This is a genomic window from Methylomonas sp. MK1 (assembly GCF_000365425.1).
In the GTDB taxonomy this organism is placed as follows: Bacteria; Pseudomonadota; Gammaproteobacteria; order Methylococcales; family Methylomonadaceae; genus Methylomonas.
Genome location: NZ_AQOV01000001.1, coordinates 191,976 through 206,817 on the forward strand (window position 1 = coordinate 191,976; position 14,842 = coordinate 206,817).

The following is a 14,842-nucleotide window of genomic DNA, read 5'->3' on the forward strand; positions in this document are numbered from 1 at the left end:
CCTCTAACGAACGTGAAACGAGGCCGTCTAACCTCGTTAAAAACCGAACTTCAAAACCGCCAACGGGCGGCGAATCACTTTGACCGACTTGTTAGTCGCCGGCAGCGCCATTTCTCAAACTGCTTTCTTTCAGCGCACGTTTATTTTTGGTTAGTGCGTATTCCCGATTTGCGAGTGAATTCCCTATAAAGTCTCGCAAAATAGGCCCATTTTTCATAATCCTCGTATTGAAGATGAACTCAGCCACTTCATGAAACCATACGCGTCGCCCAACTTGAGTGTACCAACGCATGGCGTGACGGTATTCAGGGTCAGGATGAAACAGTAAACGAATCAACACCTTGGGACGCATCTGCAATAGGACTTCAATAACTTTGAACCATAAAAATACGCGCCAAACAGAGTGTCGCGTAGCTAAAACTTGATGTTTGTAATCCCAGCGCCGCATGTCCGCTTGGACAACTTGCCGTTCTTGCACTTCGGAGTAAAAGGGTGTCCAGCGATGTGGAGTCGCGTAGAGTAACTGAACCTGATCTGGGTCGTAGCGCAGCAAATGCTTGAACGAAGACCAATAATCCTGATCTTTTTCTTCTTTAAAACCGAGCACATAAGTAGCCATTGAAATAATGTCGTGCGCTCTTAAAAGTTGAATCGCTTGTTGATCTTTCGTTGCGCTGCCAGCTTTTTTAATGAACACCAGTGTTTTTTCATCATAACTTTCAATACCCAACAAAAATCGGATGAAACCGGCTTTTTTATACAAACTGAGAATATCCTTGTCGCGCACGATGTCACCCGCCCTAGTTGAGCCAACTAATAATAACGGCACATCCTCAGCAATTAATGTTTCAAGAAAAGTTCTCCATGCTTTACGCGAACCCGTTGGCAATTCATCGGCAAAGTTAATGAGTTCGACGCCTTGCTCGCGGTGCAACCGCGCCAGTTCCTTGGCAAATTTTATGGGATCGCGATGGCGCCATTGAGTCCAGTAACCACGCTGACCACAATAGGTACAAGGATGAGGACAACCTCGCGAAAACTGCACCACTACGGCTCGTTTACCACCCCAATAGGAATAACGTTTATGATCGATTAACTCCCAGCCTACGCGATAATCATCAAGGTTGAGGATCATTTGAGCGGGCGGCGTGTGCAAAATTTGCCCGTTGCTCCGATAGGCAAGGCCGTCAACCGTTCCCAAGGAATGGCCGCGAGCCAATGCCTGCATCAGAAGCAACGTGGTCCTTTCACCTTCTCCACGGACGATAATGTCGATTTCGGGACATTCGCGTAGTACTTCATCCCAATGGTAAGTAGGATGAACACCACCGTACGCAATAACGATGTTAACTAGGGATTGCTTAATGGCTTGGCACAGTTCAACCACTGTGGAATGGGCAGAACTTGAGCCAGAATGACCAATCATTACCACATCCGGTAATACATCGCGGACACCTTGCACACTTTCGTACAGAGTCATTGGCCCGAACTCTGCATCAATCAGACTGACAGAAAAACCATTATCGAGCAAAGGCCCTCCCACACTTAACAAGCCTAATGGCGGCAGGTGTTCGCGGGGAATTCTGCTCCCAATCGCGGTATGTGGGGGATTAAGCAACGTGATTTTCACTTAAGCCTCGGATTGATTGAAAAAGGCTAACAAATAAGCTAACCGGGTGTGGTACGGAAAGCTGAAAAACAAAATCTAAGTATAACCGCGCTCCGGTTGAGCGTTTGGTTAGAGTCCATTAATGCACAACTTTATCTGCAAGTACAGCCCGCGTAGATCCGATTAGCGATAGCATAATTGGAGGAATGTTGGTTTCGAAATGTGTGATTACGCAAGCTAATCGCACCTACATTTCGAAGGACAGCTTATTAACCCTTTCTTGTCATTGCAAATTAATTCATATTGGTCGCGGTAGGAATACCGGTTACCCGGCACCCCCCGCACAGATCCCAGCGTGCGCTGCTAACGCACTGGGCTCCTCCCTCGAGTACGAACGTCGAAGCGGTAACAAGGATGGGGATGTAATAATCTAACCCTGGGGAAGAAGCGCGAGGTAATGCGCATGAACCGATCTCAAGTCATAAAATCCTTCTGGCTGCGTCTTCTAATACGGCGCAGCCAAAGGCGGCGCACTTCGTTGAAGAATAGCCAGATACTGGAATCATTGCCTGAAACGGAAAAATAGTTCAAATGTCCTTGCAGAACTTTTTGAATCCACTCGCCAGTTTTCGGCACCGGATCATGCCAGCGTTTTCGCAGCTCACTTTTGATCGCGTGCAACGTTGCCCGCATGCGCTTCTTGATGGTTTGACGTCCGATCACAAACGCGCCGTTTTTCCGGGACTGCGTGCAGAAATGCGTGAAGCCCAGAAAGTCGAAAGTCTCCGGCTTTCCCTCGCCCAGTCGCTTCCTGTCGCTTATCGCATGCCGTCCAAAGCGGATCAGCTGTGTTTTGTCCGGGTGTAACGTCAAACCAAACGCTTGCAAACGTTCTTGCATGTCTTGCAAAAAGCGTTTTGCCTCCTGCTCGTATTCAAAACCGAGCACAGTATCATCCGCATAACGGATAATCATCATGTCACCCTGGGCCTTTTGGCGTCGCCATTGATGGCTCCATAGATCGAACACATAGTGCAGGTAGATATTTGCCAAGATCGGCGAAACTACTGCCCCTTGCGGAGCCCCCTGAACACTAACCTCCCTATGGGAGCCATTCATGACGCCGATGGTTAACCATTTGGCGATGAGACGCAGCAAACGTTTATCCCCGATTCGGTGTTGAAGAAATCGCATCAGCCAGTCATGGTTCATGGCATCAAAGAACTTCTGGATATCCGCGTCCAACACCCAGTTCACCTTCTTTCTATAAATCCCGGCACTGAGCGCATCCAACGCATCATGTTGGCCGCGCCCCGGTCGAAATCCATACGAAAACCCCATGAAACTCTCTTCATAGATGGCTTCCAGCACATAAACCACGGCCTGTTGGACAATTTTGTCTTCCAGACACAAGATACTCAACGGTCGTTCCGTACCGTCCGCTTTCGGGATCATCGTCCGTCGTGCTGGGCGGGCTCGATAGCTGCCTTGGTGTATCCGGGCATGTAATGCCGTCAGCTTCTCAATGAGATTGTCGCCATAGGTGCGCCACGTCACGCCATCGAGACCGGGCGCAGAGTTTCGCTTTAACGCAAAATAACTCTGCTCCAGAAGCTCAATGGTAATGTGATGCAGTAAGGCGGTGAACTGTACATCCTGCTTTTGTCGCGCCGCTTGGCGCACACCTGCCAATCCATTCGACGCAGTGCCCCGGCTCTGAGTCCGGACTGCGGTTGCCTGACCGGTGTTCCTCTTGGGCAAAGCCCTTCCCTCCACAACCTCCGCCAAGGGCAAGCCCTCGTTGTTCGGTTGCTTCACAGGTACTACGGCTTTGTCCGACTTCTCATCTGCGTGCATATTTATTGTTCAGTTTCTACCTTAATAAACCGGCTCGACATGCCTATCGAGCACAGATGAGACCTCCCAGGTTCCGTACAAAGGACTTCTCCACATGCTTGGGGTCTACGACTGCGCGAGGTTTGGATACATGCTGGCCAATACGCATGAACCAATATTGCCTTCTCCTCAGCAGCACGGAATCAGCACCTCGAAGTTCGACCCATTTCGCAGCTCAATACCCAGCCTGTAGTCTCCCCTGTGAACGCTTCACGTTTACCCTCACGAGTACCCGCGCATCACTCGGGGCCGAGACGGTTGGCTAGACCTTATCTCGTGGAGGACTTTCACCTCCTATCCTTTGCCAGCTTATCCTGGCGCACGCAGCTAAGGGTCGAGACCGATATTACACACGCACTCCTCTACCAGCAAGACATCGCCAACTTGGGCCGCCGGAATAAACCTCAGGTCTTTGACCGGGCCTTGCCATTGGATATATTCGATGTAGGCAAACCACGGCTGCGTATAGTCGTCTTCGACCAGCCGTTTAGCAATCGGTCTAAATCTCGTCTCTTCCACCGCAGTGAAGACAACAATTCGCGGAAACCAGTCTTTTACCCTGCGTTAAAAAATGTCTGAGTCCGGGCTGGGGAATTTGGCTGTAAGCGGTCGAGATCAGCGTGCCTTCCAGGTCTAGGGCTAAAATGGTCGGTCGTACGATAGGCATGGGCATCCACAGTTGCGGCGAATCAGCGCTAAAAGCCGGTGCGGCCCATTTATCGAGCTCCAGGGTTGACGGTTGCGCTTATTTTCCCAGCAACCAGGCTTTTTTCCGGCTCGTTTTCCAAAATAACCAGAAGATTTTAGCGCCTGACTGAAAGGTTGCTGTTCCGAGCGATATCGTTCGCGCAAAAAGCGGCAACGATTTGATCGTTGAACCGAATTATTGAAGAAATTTTGTCGAGCGGCGGCGTAAAAGGCCGTTTCGATAAATTGCTCGGTAGTTGCGGCTCGGCGCTAAAACGCCGGCGAAAATAAGGCCGGCGATTCAGTTCCGAGCAGCAATGATGCGGAAATTTTCTTGGGATTGCTTGCAAATCGCCGGGTTTCCCGACTATTTCAAGCCGTATACCTTCAACTGACTGCAAACCGGTAATTGATTGTCCGGCGCGGTGCAGTCTGAGGTACCGACCCGATAAATCATCACATACACCCGGCCATTCGCCACCACCGGCGGAATCATCCGCGACATCTTACCCAAGCCGCCGTTATTGTCGTCACCGGTGCGAAATAAGCGTTTCAACTTGTTACCCGGCTCTATCGTGGTCGCGTCGTACGCTATCAGCTGACCTTCGGCAAATTCCTTATTGGCGTCGCCGAATTTCGAAAATACCGCCCAGACGATAGCCGAATCAAAATCGATGGCGGGTGCAAAATTAGTGCTTGCGGAGGGCTTGCCGGAGACCATCAACAGACCGCCGGGCATGCCGCCGGGCGATTCGACGCCCACCGAGGCCAGGTCCTCAGCTTCGGCGCGGAAGCTTGGTAAATTACCGTCCACGGTGGAAAAATTATAGGTTTTCAAACGCGAGTTTTCACCCCAGACATAGACGATGCCTCCGCTCTGATCGCGCTGCGCCAAGGCCAGCGAGTGGATGTGATGCATTTTGTTGTTTTCCGGGTCGCCGCATGGCACGAACCAGCCGTGATCACTATGCCCGGATGCCGGGCACGGTAGGCTACGATTCAGATGCTGGGCCCGGTCCCAGTTTTCCTGAACGCCGCCCGCAAAGTAGGTTGCCACTAATGGCGGTTTGGACATCAATTGATTAAAGCGGTCGTTCCGGCCCAAATTAAGTTTATCCAAGGAGTAAATGATGCCGTCCTTGGTGCCCTGCAATAGCAGCCTTGAACCCGGTACTAGCATCGGCCCGGCCGCGCCGAAATCCCAGTCGGCGCCAGCAGCATGGGCTTCTGCCCTGCCGCAAGAAACTTCAGAGTTATTGTCGCCCCAGAGACACTTATCAGCGGGAACGCGCTCATCCAAAAACGCTTTGTAAAAATCCACCTTTTCCAACTCAGGCCGAGAGCCGCCGACACTAGGTTTAAAACGGAGTTTGATCATGCTCTCGGCTAGATCGACATCGCCGTTATTTGAAGTGCCGTTGGATGTTGCGACATAAATCATGTCGTCTTCAGTGACGGGCGCACCGCCGGCATGCCAGATGCCGGCGCCCCAGGAGTTGAATGAGGTGGCGCAAAATATCGCCGCTTGTTTGGAAAATCCGGCTTGGCCGAGCAAGGCCCTGGTGTCGTAAGCCACCACGAAACCATGCGGGTTTTTCCGGCCGCCCATCAGCGATTCGCCGTTGGCGGCAAATGCCATGACCAAGCCATTGTTAGCCGTCAACGCCAGTCCGGCGCGCAGTTTGGGATAAACGTATTGCTTGGTTTGATTGTTTTGCCGATACGTAGCGCCGGCGTCGTTAAACCAGCAGCCGTTGCCTTCCTGCGACTTACCGAAGATACGCACCGGTTTACTTTTTTGACTGCCGTTTAGCGGATTTAAGGCATACACCCAGTAATCGCGGAACCGGTTGTCGTTGTTCTTCTTTTGCCAGGAAGCGACAAACAGTGTGTTGCTGGCAGGATCGACAATCGGCGTGGCGGAAATACCCCAGGTGGGCGTGTGCTTCCACATGTCCATGTCTTGCGAGCTGATCTCGGGGCCGAGTTTAACTTTATAGACTGTGTCGTTGGTGCGGGCGTTGATGCCGATCACTTCGTTTTTCATGGTGGTGACAATCACCAAATCGTCGGCACCGGCACCATTTTCGATTACCAAGGGCTGGGTTTCGACTTTGGCATTGAAATCGTAAGTACGCAGCAGGCCGAATTGCTCGGAATTCACGTTAGCTTTATTAAGTGTGAATTCTTGATTGTTGGCCGCGGTACGAAAATTATTGCCTGCGCGTTGCGTCACGCTAACCGCCAGCGCGGTATTAATCCAAAAAACCGTACAGATAAAACCCAATTGCAGCAATTTCATGGCTCGCTCTCCCCAGTTGAATGTCAACTGAGCCTAGAGCCAGCACAAGGATATTGTCAAGCCCTTTATAAATAAGGTATTTAACGGTTTTGGCTTGATGATTTACTGTTCCTCAAGCAATTAACTCACCGCCCGCTTGGGGGATGAATGACTAACGTAGGGTTTTGCTAAGTGACTAACCGGCGCTCTCAGCCAAAACCTGCCCAGTAGCTGTTACGCGCCTAGGCAAGTTTTTGTAGTAATCTAGTTTCAACGCGTAAATCCCGATTATGGCGAGGTGAGAATGTCATGGATATAAAGCTGCCTTTAGATGCCAAACTGGTCATGGCTTTGAGCAAATCGAGCGCTTCGATTTCAGAGCTAAAACTGAATCAAGTGCTGGACGCCAAAATCATCACCAATCAAGTCATGCTGAATACCTTGACGGTCAGCGTTGCCGATAAAACCATGACTTTGCAGAGCCAACAGGCATTGGCTTTGCAACCCGGCCAGACCTTGCAGTTGCAAGTGGTGAAACTTTTACCGACCCCTGAGCTAAAAATTATCGCTCCGCCACTATCGCAAGCGCCGAATACGTCTAGCTTAGCGGCGCCCGAAGCACAACTATTTAAATTACTGCCCTCCCCGACCACTCCAGCGACTGCAACACCACCTCTACTCAGCAATCCGCTGGCGACATTAAACCCCGGTGACCATGTACAGGCGCAGATTTTGAATATCGGCAAACATACGCTAACGGTGCAACTGACGCCAACGCAGAGTGATGCCAAGCAAACCCAAAGCACAGCGTTGCCTGGCGGCGAAAACCGAGTAGTGCTGGATAACAAACAGTTGCAATGGACCGATCCGCTGGCCAAATCCGCGCTAACCGTCGGCAGTCGCGTTGATTTGCAAATGCTGAAGAGTGGCGAGACCCCAGTACTTAGCGCGTCTTTGCCTACGCCTTCTATTGACGAACACATCGCGACGGTGTTTAAACAGTTACTGCCCATTCAAGTGCCGTCACAGCAATTGCTGGAGCATCTGGCGCCTTTGATACAGCCTGCCGAAAGCGATAAAACCGTAGGCGAATTACTCAAGCAACTGGCCCGCGAAATATTGCAGCATGTTCCGGACAAAACAAAGTTGTTCGAACCGGCCACCCTCAAGCAAGCCATCGCCCAGTCCGGTTTGTTTATGGAGCGCAATTTAGTCGACGCGGAGGCAAATCCGCAATCGCAAATGTTGCAAGACGACTTTAAATTAAAACTGAGCAAGCTGATTGCACAGCTAGGCTTGGAACTGGCGGTGCCTAAGGACGACAGTTCGGCTCAACAAACTGCAAGCGAATTACTGAAAGAAACCTTGCAAAAAGCCCAGGGCAATCTGGCCAAATTGACCTTGGATCAACTCAATTCGTTGCCCAGGGACGATTCGCCCAAACAGGTCTGGATATTGGAGTTACCGTTCTTTAATAAAGCCGAACCGGAAACGCTGCAACTGATGGTGGAACAAGACAAACAAGCCAACAGCGAGAACGGCCAAAAGAACTGGGTAGTGAGCATTACCATTACCCCTCCCGAACTTGCTACAATACATTGCAAGGTCTCCTGTTACGACGGCACTATTAATACCCGTTTCTGGAGCGAGTCCACCAGCACCGTGGATAAAATTAATGCACGTCTGGACTATTTAAGACAACAGTTCGAACAAAAAGGATTAAAACCCGGATTTATGGATGTTCAACAAGGGAAACCCTCGCAAACCAATCCGCAAACGCTCCCGCCGCAAAGTCTATTGAGCGAAAAAGTCTGATACCGGGACGGAATACAGCAATTGGATACACAAATCTGCCGCGAACAGGCTAACAATTTAACCACAACAATTTATTCGCCCAACCAGGGATTACGCTGCCGTGGTTGCCGAAACAACTTCTTACGCTAGCCGACGCTATGGAGAATTAACGCATGTCCCACCAAGTTACCCTGACCCAGTTCATCATCGAGCAGCAACGCGGGTTACCGGACGCTTCCGGTACGTTCACGCTGCTGCTGAATAACATCGTGACTGCGTGCAAACAGATCTCTCACCGGGTCAATTGCGGCGCCCTGATTGGGGTGTTGGGCAGTGCGGAATCGGAAAACGTGCAGGGCGAAGTACAAAAAAAGTTGGATATTATTACCAACGACATCATGGTCAAAGCTTTGGACTGGAGTGGTTCGCTGGGCGGTATGGCATCGGAGGAAATCAACGACCCGATCAAAATCCCAAAACAATATCCAAAGGGCAAATATCTGGTGTTGTTTGATCCACTGGATGGCTCGTCTAATATCGATATTAATCTGACTGTGGGTACGATTTTTTCGATTCTGCGCTGCCGGGAAGGCGTCGAACCGGAAACCGAGGATTTTTTGCGCAAAGGCACCGAGCAAGTCTGCGCCGGTTTTGTGTTGTATGGCCCATCCACCATGTTGGTGCTAACCACAGGCAACGGGGTGAATGCTTTTACGCTGGATCAGGATATCGGCGAGTTCATTCTGACCCATTGCAATATGAAAATTCCCGAGGAAAGCAGCGAGTTTGCCATCAACATGTCCAACCAACGTTTCTGGGAGCCGCCGGTGAAGCGTTATATTGACGAATGCGTCGCGGGTGTGGACGGGCCGCGCGGCAAAGATTTCAATATGCGTTGGGTGGCTTCGCTGGTGGCTGAAGTCTATCGCATCCTCACGCGCGGCGGCGTATTCCTGTATCCGCACGATTTACGCGATCCGTCCAAGCCTGGCAAACTACGGCTGATGTATGAAGCCAACCCGATGGCATTCATTATCGAACAAGCCGGTGGACTATGTTCGACCGGCCGTGAACGGATTTTGGACTTGAAACCCAGCAGTATTCATCAACGGGTTCCATTGATTTTGGGTTCCAAATCCGAAGTAGAACGCATAGTTGCTTATCACCAGCAGGATTAACCAACAAACCGTCGCAAACTCGCCGTTTCCTGACGAAGCGGCAAACTATCAAGCCCAAAACTATGCTTTCATCGAAACCCCAAGCCACTGAGCCGCTTAAAAATCAAGTCAGTTGCGTTAATTGCAGTCTGGATAATATTTGTTTACCGCGCGGCCTGTCGCAAGCCGAAATCAATAACATCAGCCAAGTCGTCAAGGCCCGCAAAACTTTGCAGCGCGGCGATTTTATCTACCGCGAAGGCGATAATTTCCGCGGCATTCTGGCGATAAAGTCCGGTAGCGCTAAGCTGGTGGCTAACGATAGCCATGGCAACGAGCACATATTGAATATTCTGTTGCCCGGCGAATTACTGGGCTTCGACGGTCTTTCCGCCGAAAAGCACGGCTGCGCGGCTATTGCTTTGGAAACCATGAGTTTCTGCATCCTGCCGGCTGACAATATGGAAGACTTGTTCAAGAATATGCCCAGCCTGACGCGCGAATTGTTTCGGCATACCGGCGAGAAAATGCTGGAGGATAAAAACCAGCTGGTATTGAGCAAACGGCCGGCCGAAGAGCGCTTGGCTTACTTTTTGATCAGCTTATCCGAAAGGTTGAAACGGCGCGGATTTTCGTCGTCGGAATTCAAGCTGTCGCTAACCCGCCAGGAAATCGGCAATCATTTGGGTCTGGCTTTGGAAACGGTGAGCAGGCTGCTGAAAAAATTTCAGGACGACAATTTAATTGTGGTGCAAAACCGCTTTATTGCGATCAAAGATCTTGCCGCCTTGCGCAATATGTTAGTACCGTTGGAATAAGCTACTAATTTTTAATACCGATACCTTTATGCAACAGCAACAAGCTTAGTGCGGTTAAAAACACGATAAAGCCGCCCGTCATCGCGAAAGCCAGTTCAATCTCTACATCACTGACCCCGATCATGCCGTAACGAAAGGCGTTGATCATATATAAAATCGGATTGGCTTGGGCGATTTTTTGCCAGATTCCCGGCAACATCGCTACCGAATAGAACACGCCGCCCAGATAACTCAAGGGCGTCAAGACAAAGTTCGGAATGATGGAAATATCATCAAAGCTATCGGCAAACACCGCGTTGATGAAACCGGCCAGTGCGAACAAGGTCGCCGTCAGTACAAACACTGCGGCGGCAATGTCCCAATGCAGAATTGTGGTGTGGGTAAACATCATCGAAATACCCGCGACCACCACGCCGACCAACACCCCGCGCGCGATGCCACCGCAGACGTAACCGGCCAAAATCACATAATTCGGCACCGGCGCCACCAAAAGCTCTTCGATATGGCGCTGGAATTTGGTGGAATAAAACGAGGACACCACATTGGAGTACGAATGGCTGATCACCGACATCAGAATAATGCCGGGCACAATGTAGTCCATATAGCTGACGCCATGTACCAAGCCTATGCGGTCACCGATCAACTTGCCGAAGATAAGGAAATACAGCGCCGTGGTAATGGCCGGTGGCAATAGCGTTTGCGGCCAAATCCGGGTGAAACGGCGGATTTCTTTGAATAAAATCGTAAAAAAAGCGACCGAGTAGTTCATTGCACCAAATCCAAAAATAATTGTTCCAGACGATTAGACTTGTTGCGCAGGCTCAGGACCTCGATATGTTGCTCAGATAGGGCCTGAAATAAACGGTTTAGACCGTGGCTTTTCGGCACCGCCACATCCAATACGGTATCGGCGCTCAACACAATTTCACAGCCATCGATTGCCGGTGCTTGAGTTAATGGGCGAGATATATCCAATACAAAATGATCGGTATGCAAGCGGCTCAACAAACTGCTCATCGCCGATTTCTCGATGATTTGTCCGTTATTGATGATGGCGATATTCCGGCATAGGCTTTCGGCTTCTTCCAGATAATGGGTGGTCAAAATGATGGTGGTGCCTTGTTTGTTGACGTCCTGCATCATCTCCCACATCGAGCGGCGGATTTCGATGTCTACGCCGGCGGTGGGTTCGTCCAATATTAACAAGCGCGGCGAATGCACCATTGCTCTGGCTATCATCAACCGCCGCTTCATGCCGCCGGACAAGCGTCGAGAAACCACATCGCGCTTATCCCACAGCTCCATTTGCCGCAAGCATTGTTCGGTGCGCTGCAAGGCTTGCTTGCGCGGAATGCCGTAATAACCGGCCTGGTTCATCACCACGCTCATGCTGGTTTCGAATTGATTGAAGTTCACTTCCTGCGGTACCACGCCAATGCAGGTTTTGGCGGCGACATTGTCTTTATCCAAGTCGTGACCGAAGATGCTGACCGATCCGCTGGATTTGTTGACCAGCGAACTGATGATGCCGATCAAGGTCGATTTGCCGGCGCCATTGGGACCCAACAACGCGAAAAAGTCGCCGCGCTGGACATCGAGATCCACGCCTTTCAAGGCTACAAAGCCATTGTTGTAGGTCTTTTTTAGGTTTTGGATGGATAAAGCCGTCATGCTCTAATGTTATAATCTCGGGCAAAGGAATTGACGCGATCTTTAAAAATGCATCAATAAAGCTTTCCGATTCTATCAGAATTCGCCAACCCTCAGCAGCCTGAACAGGAATAGACTCTTGCCACATCAAATACCGACCAGTGTTGCTGCCGTCGATCTGGGTTCCAACAGTTTTCACATGATCATATGCAGCTTGCATAACGGCAAATTGCAAACCATCGACCGCTTGAAAGAAATGGTGCGTCTGGCTGCGGGACTGGATCAACATAAAAATCTCGACCAGATCACGCAAGAGCGCGCCCTAGCCTGCCTGGAACGCTTCGGTCAGCGCATCCGGGATTTCGCACCCAACAGCGTCGCAATAGTTGGCACCAACACGCTACGCATCGCCAGAAACTCGCAACAATTCATCAACAAGGCCGAAAAAGCCCTGGGGCATCCGATTCATATCATTTCGGGTATCGAAGAAGCGCGGTTAATCTACCAAGGCGTAGCCCACAGTCTGGGCAGCAATGCCAACAACCGTTTTGTGATGGACATCGGCGGCAGTAGCACAGAGTATATTATTGGCCGTGATGATATTGCCCACACCAAAGAAAGCCTGAACATGGGCTGCGTCACCGTCAGCCAGAATTTTTTCAAAAACGGCGAACTGACCAAAAAGGCCTTTCGCAAGGCGATGCTGTTTGCCGAGCAACATCTCGAACCCTTTCAAAACGCGTTCAATTCCAAAAACTGGGAGGAAGCCATCGGCGCTTCCGGCAGCCTGAAAGCCATCAGCAACGTGCTGCAAACCATGGGGTGGAGTAATAACGGCATCACCAATGAAGGGTTGGAACAGTTGGTAGCACATCTCTTGAAACTTAATCGAATCGACGAAATCAGCTTTCCGGCCTTGAGTATCGAGCGGCGGCCAGTATTTATCGGCGCGGTCGCTATTGTTTATGCGACGTTCAAGACCTTGAATATTCAGCAAATGACGGTTTCGGATGGCGCATTGCGCGAAGGTCTGGTACAGGATCTACTGGGCAGAATTTACAACGATGACGTTCGTTCGCAGACCAGTCAAACCATTGCCGCGCGTTACCACACCGACACTTCACACAGTCAACAGCTCAAAGAAACCCTACGTTACATCGTTCAGCAATTAGACAATCACCCTTGCTTTAACGACAATCCCGCCAGTTTACAGTTTTTAGAATGGGCTGCGGAACTCCATGAAATCGGCTTTGAGATCGCCCACAGTCAGTATCACAAGCACAGCGCCTATATTATCGAAAATGGCGATTTGGCGGGTTTTTCCAAACAAGATCAGCTGTTGCTGTCCAAGCTGGTGCGCAGTCACCGCAAAAAGCTTAATTTAAGCCGTTTTGAGGATTTGCCATTTCCTTGGCGGCAACATGCGCCGATCATGGCAGTCGTATTTCGGCTGGCTGCTTTGCTGCACCGCAACCGTAATAGCAAACGTCCGGACTTTAGCATCACCATTAATCGCCACGATATAAAAATTGATTTTCCGGAAAATTGGCTGGAACAAGCGCCTCTGACACATGCCGATCTCAAACAAGAAATGTACTACCTCAAGGAGGCGCGTTTTAATCTGATCTTCGATCAATGCTGAAATTCCTGCTGTATATCCTACTTTCACTGGGAATATTGTTCGTAGGCTTACTGTTTTTCGCAATCGACGATACGCCGTTGATAAAAATCCATCAGGGTTTGAACCGCGAAGACATACAGCGCGCGAAGCAGTTATTGCATGTGACACCGGAGGAAAGAGGCCAAATTAAAACAGTTAGTCTTGACCAGAAGGACTTGAATATTGCGGTAAGTTATCTGCTAAACCATTTTGCGGAAAATACGACGCAAATTCAGATTGCAGATGACAGATTAATGATTCAGATAGCGATATTTGTTCCCAAAAGCCCCTGGGGTAGATATCTGGACTTTAGTTTTAACTTACGAGAACAAGATGATGCCATTGTTATCAAGTCGTTGAAAATTGGCGAAATTTCCATTCCCGATCCAGCTGCTAACCTCCTAATTCCCGCTATCGTGCATAACACGCCGCTAGAGCAGCATTGGCAATTATTGAGTCAATACGTCAAGAAAGTCCGTATAAGTCCGCAAGCTTTGGAAATTAGTTATCTAGGGTCCATCGTCGACGCGGCGAAGCAATTGGCTATCCAAAAACACCGGGATTACCCAAACCTGCATCACTATCAACAACAAATCAACGAAATTGTCAGCCAACATGATCCTAGCTGGCGTTTGTCTATAACCGATTTACTGCAACCTTTATTTTTGACGGCGTATCAAGAAACACCGACGGAGGACGCCGTTCAGGAAAATCGCGCGATCATCATTGCTGTCGGCAGCTACATCTATAAACAGGACTTACGCCGCTATTTGCCGCTTGGTTTGGTCTACAGCAAGGAATATCCTGTATTTGCTTATAAGCGAGTGGATATACCTCAACATTTTATTGCTTCGGCACTATTGGCAATTCTTGATTCCTCATTACTCGGCGAGCAAATTGGCATCGATAAAGAATTGGGAGATGCGCAAAAAGGCAGCGGCTTCAGTTTCATTGATCTGACAGCGGATCGAGCCGGGACTAGATTTGGTCAAATAGCAGTAGCATCAACCGAGAAAGCGAGAGAATTACAAAGAATAATGTCTAGCACTAAAGATTATTCTTCTATTATCCCGGAATTGCAGGACTTACCGGAACATATGGACGAAGCAACGTTTGTTAGCAAATTTCATTCTGTAGGAAGTTCTGCATACAACGAACTGATCCAACTAATCGACGACAGAATTAAAGGCTTGCCGTTGTATCGGTTATGAGGCTCCTCAGAAAAGACACCCAAACCAGATCTGACAAAAAGTCACACTACTCTGGTTTGCCGCCGGTTAAATTTTACTA

Annotated in this window: 11 protein-coding genes; 5 read left to right on the forward strand and 6 right to left on the reverse strand. The window is 49.8% G+C overall.

The window, feature by feature from the left end; all coding sequences use genetic code 11:
• Positions 1–91 precede the first annotated feature (91 nt).
• The 4 genes from bchE to G006_RS0100885 form a co-directional block, all read right to left on the reverse strand.
• Positions 92–1,630, reverse strand: a complete 1,539-nt coding sequence (bchE, locus tag G006_RS0100860; RefSeq protein ID WP_026146753.1) for a magnesium-protoporphyrin IX monomethyl ester anaerobic oxidative cyclase — start codon at positions 1,628–1,630, stop codon at positions 92–94.
• Positions 1,631–2,083: 453 nt separating this feature from the next.
• The gene (ltrA, locus tag G006_RS26520) at positions 2,084–3,466 is read right to left on the reverse strand and encodes a group II intron reverse transcriptase/maturase (protein ID WP_020481263.1); all 1,383 of its coding nucleotides are present in this window, start codon (positions 3,464–3,466) and stop codon (positions 2,084–2,086) included.
• Between the two features lie 366 nt (positions 3,467–3,832).
• Positions 3,833–4,024 (reverse strand): hypothetical protein, encoded by a 192-nt coding sequence (locus G006_RS26770; protein ID WP_020481264.1) that lies wholly within the window; start codon positions 4,022–4,024, stop codon positions 3,833–3,835.
• 535 nt (positions 4,025–4,559) lie between these two features.
• Positions 4,560–6,494, reverse strand: coding sequence for a hypothetical protein (locus tag G006_RS0100885; RefSeq protein WP_020481267.1), 1,935 nt, complete (start codon positions 6,492–6,494; stop codon positions 4,560–4,562).
• A gap of 288 nt (positions 6,495–6,782) precedes the next feature.
• Between G006_RS0100885 and fliK the strand changes: the two genes are divergently transcribed.
• From fliK to G006_RS0100900, 3 genes are all read left to right on the forward strand, one after another.
• A complete protein-coding gene (gene fliK, locus G006_RS0100890; protein WP_020481268.1) occupies positions 6,783–8,288 on the forward strand; it encodes a flagellar hook-length control protein FliK in 1,506 nt (501 codons plus the stop codon).
• A 152-nt stretch (positions 8,289–8,440) separates the two neighbouring features.
• Positions 8,441–9,445 (forward strand): class 1 fructose-bisphosphatase, encoded by a 1,005-nt coding sequence (locus G006_RS0100895; protein WP_020481269.1) that lies wholly within the window; start codon positions 8,441–8,443, stop codon positions 9,443–9,445.
• Between the two features lie 62 nt (positions 9,446–9,507).
• Positions 9,508–10,242, forward strand: a complete 735-nt coding sequence (locus G006_RS0100900) for a helix-turn-helix domain-containing protein (protein ID WP_020481270.1) — start codon at positions 9,508–9,510, stop codon at positions 10,240–10,242.
• A 4-nt stretch (positions 10,243–10,246) separates the two neighbouring features.
• Here G006_RS0100900 and G006_RS0100905 read toward each other — a convergent pair whose 3' ends face one another.
• Together G006_RS0100905 and G006_RS0100910 are read right to left on the reverse strand one after the other, a co-directional pair.
• Entirely contained in the window at positions 10,247–11,011 is a 765-nt protein-coding gene (locus G006_RS0100905; RefSeq protein ID WP_020481271.1) for an ABC transporter permease, read from the reverse strand.
• Positions 11,008–11,913 carry an ABC transporter ATP-binding protein gene (locus G006_RS0100910; RefSeq protein ID WP_020481272.1) on the reverse strand — a complete coding sequence of 302 codons (906 nt, stop codon included), beginning with the start codon at positions 11,911–11,913 and terminating at the stop codon, positions 11,008–11,010. The genes G006_RS0100905 and G006_RS0100910 overlap by 4 nt, the downstream gene beginning before the upstream one ends.
• A 118-nt stretch (positions 11,914–12,031) precedes the next feature.
• Between G006_RS0100910 and ppx the strand changes: the two genes are divergently transcribed.
• Together ppx and G006_RS0100920 are read left to right on the forward strand one after the other, a co-directional pair.
• A complete protein-coding gene (gene ppx / locus G006_RS0100915; RefSeq protein ID WP_020481273.1) occupies positions 12,032–13,534 on the forward strand; it encodes an exopolyphosphatase in 1,503 nt (500 codons plus the stop codon).
• Positions 13,528–14,763: a hypothetical protein gene (locus tag G006_RS0100920; RefSeq protein WP_020481274.1), complete on the forward strand. Its 1,236-nt coding sequence runs from the start codon at positions 13,528–13,530 to the stop codon at positions 14,761–14,763. The genes ppx and G006_RS0100920 overlap by 7 nt, the downstream gene beginning before the upstream one ends.
• Positions 14,764–14,842 lie beyond the last annotated feature (79 nt).

Excerpts from the sequence above, each read along its gene's own strand:
- ltrA (WP_020481263.1), bottom strand. The coding sequence starts at position 3,466 with ATGCACGCAGATGAGAAGTCGGACAAAGCCGTAGTACCTGTGAAGCAA.
- G006_RS0100885 (WP_020481267.1), bottom strand. The coding sequence starts at position 6,494 with ATGAAATTGCTGCAATTGGGTTTTATCTGTACGGTTTTTTGGATTAAT.
- fliK (WP_020481268.1), top strand. The coding sequence starts at position 6,783 with ATGGATATAAAGCTGCCTTTAGATGCCAAACTGGTCATGGCTTTGAGC.
- G006_RS0100895 (WP_020481269.1), top strand. The coding sequence starts at position 8,441 with ATGTCCCACCAAGTTACCCTGACCCAGTTCATCATCGAGCAGCAACGC.
- G006_RS0100900 (WP_020481270.1), top strand. The coding sequence starts at position 9,508 with ATGCTTTCATCGAAACCCCAAGCCACTGAGCCGCTTAAAAATCAAGTC.
- G006_RS0100905 (WP_020481271.1), bottom strand. The coding sequence starts at position 11,011 with ATGAACTACTCGGTCGCTTTTTTTACGATTTTATTCAAAGAAATCCGC.
- G006_RS0100910 (WP_020481272.1), bottom strand. The coding sequence starts at position 11,913 with ATGACGGCTTTATCCATCCAAAACCTAAAAAAGACCTACAACAATGGC.
- G006_RS0100920 (WP_020481274.1), top strand. The coding sequence starts at position 13,528 with ATGCTGAAATTCCTGCTGTATATCCTACTTTCACTGGGAATATTGTTC.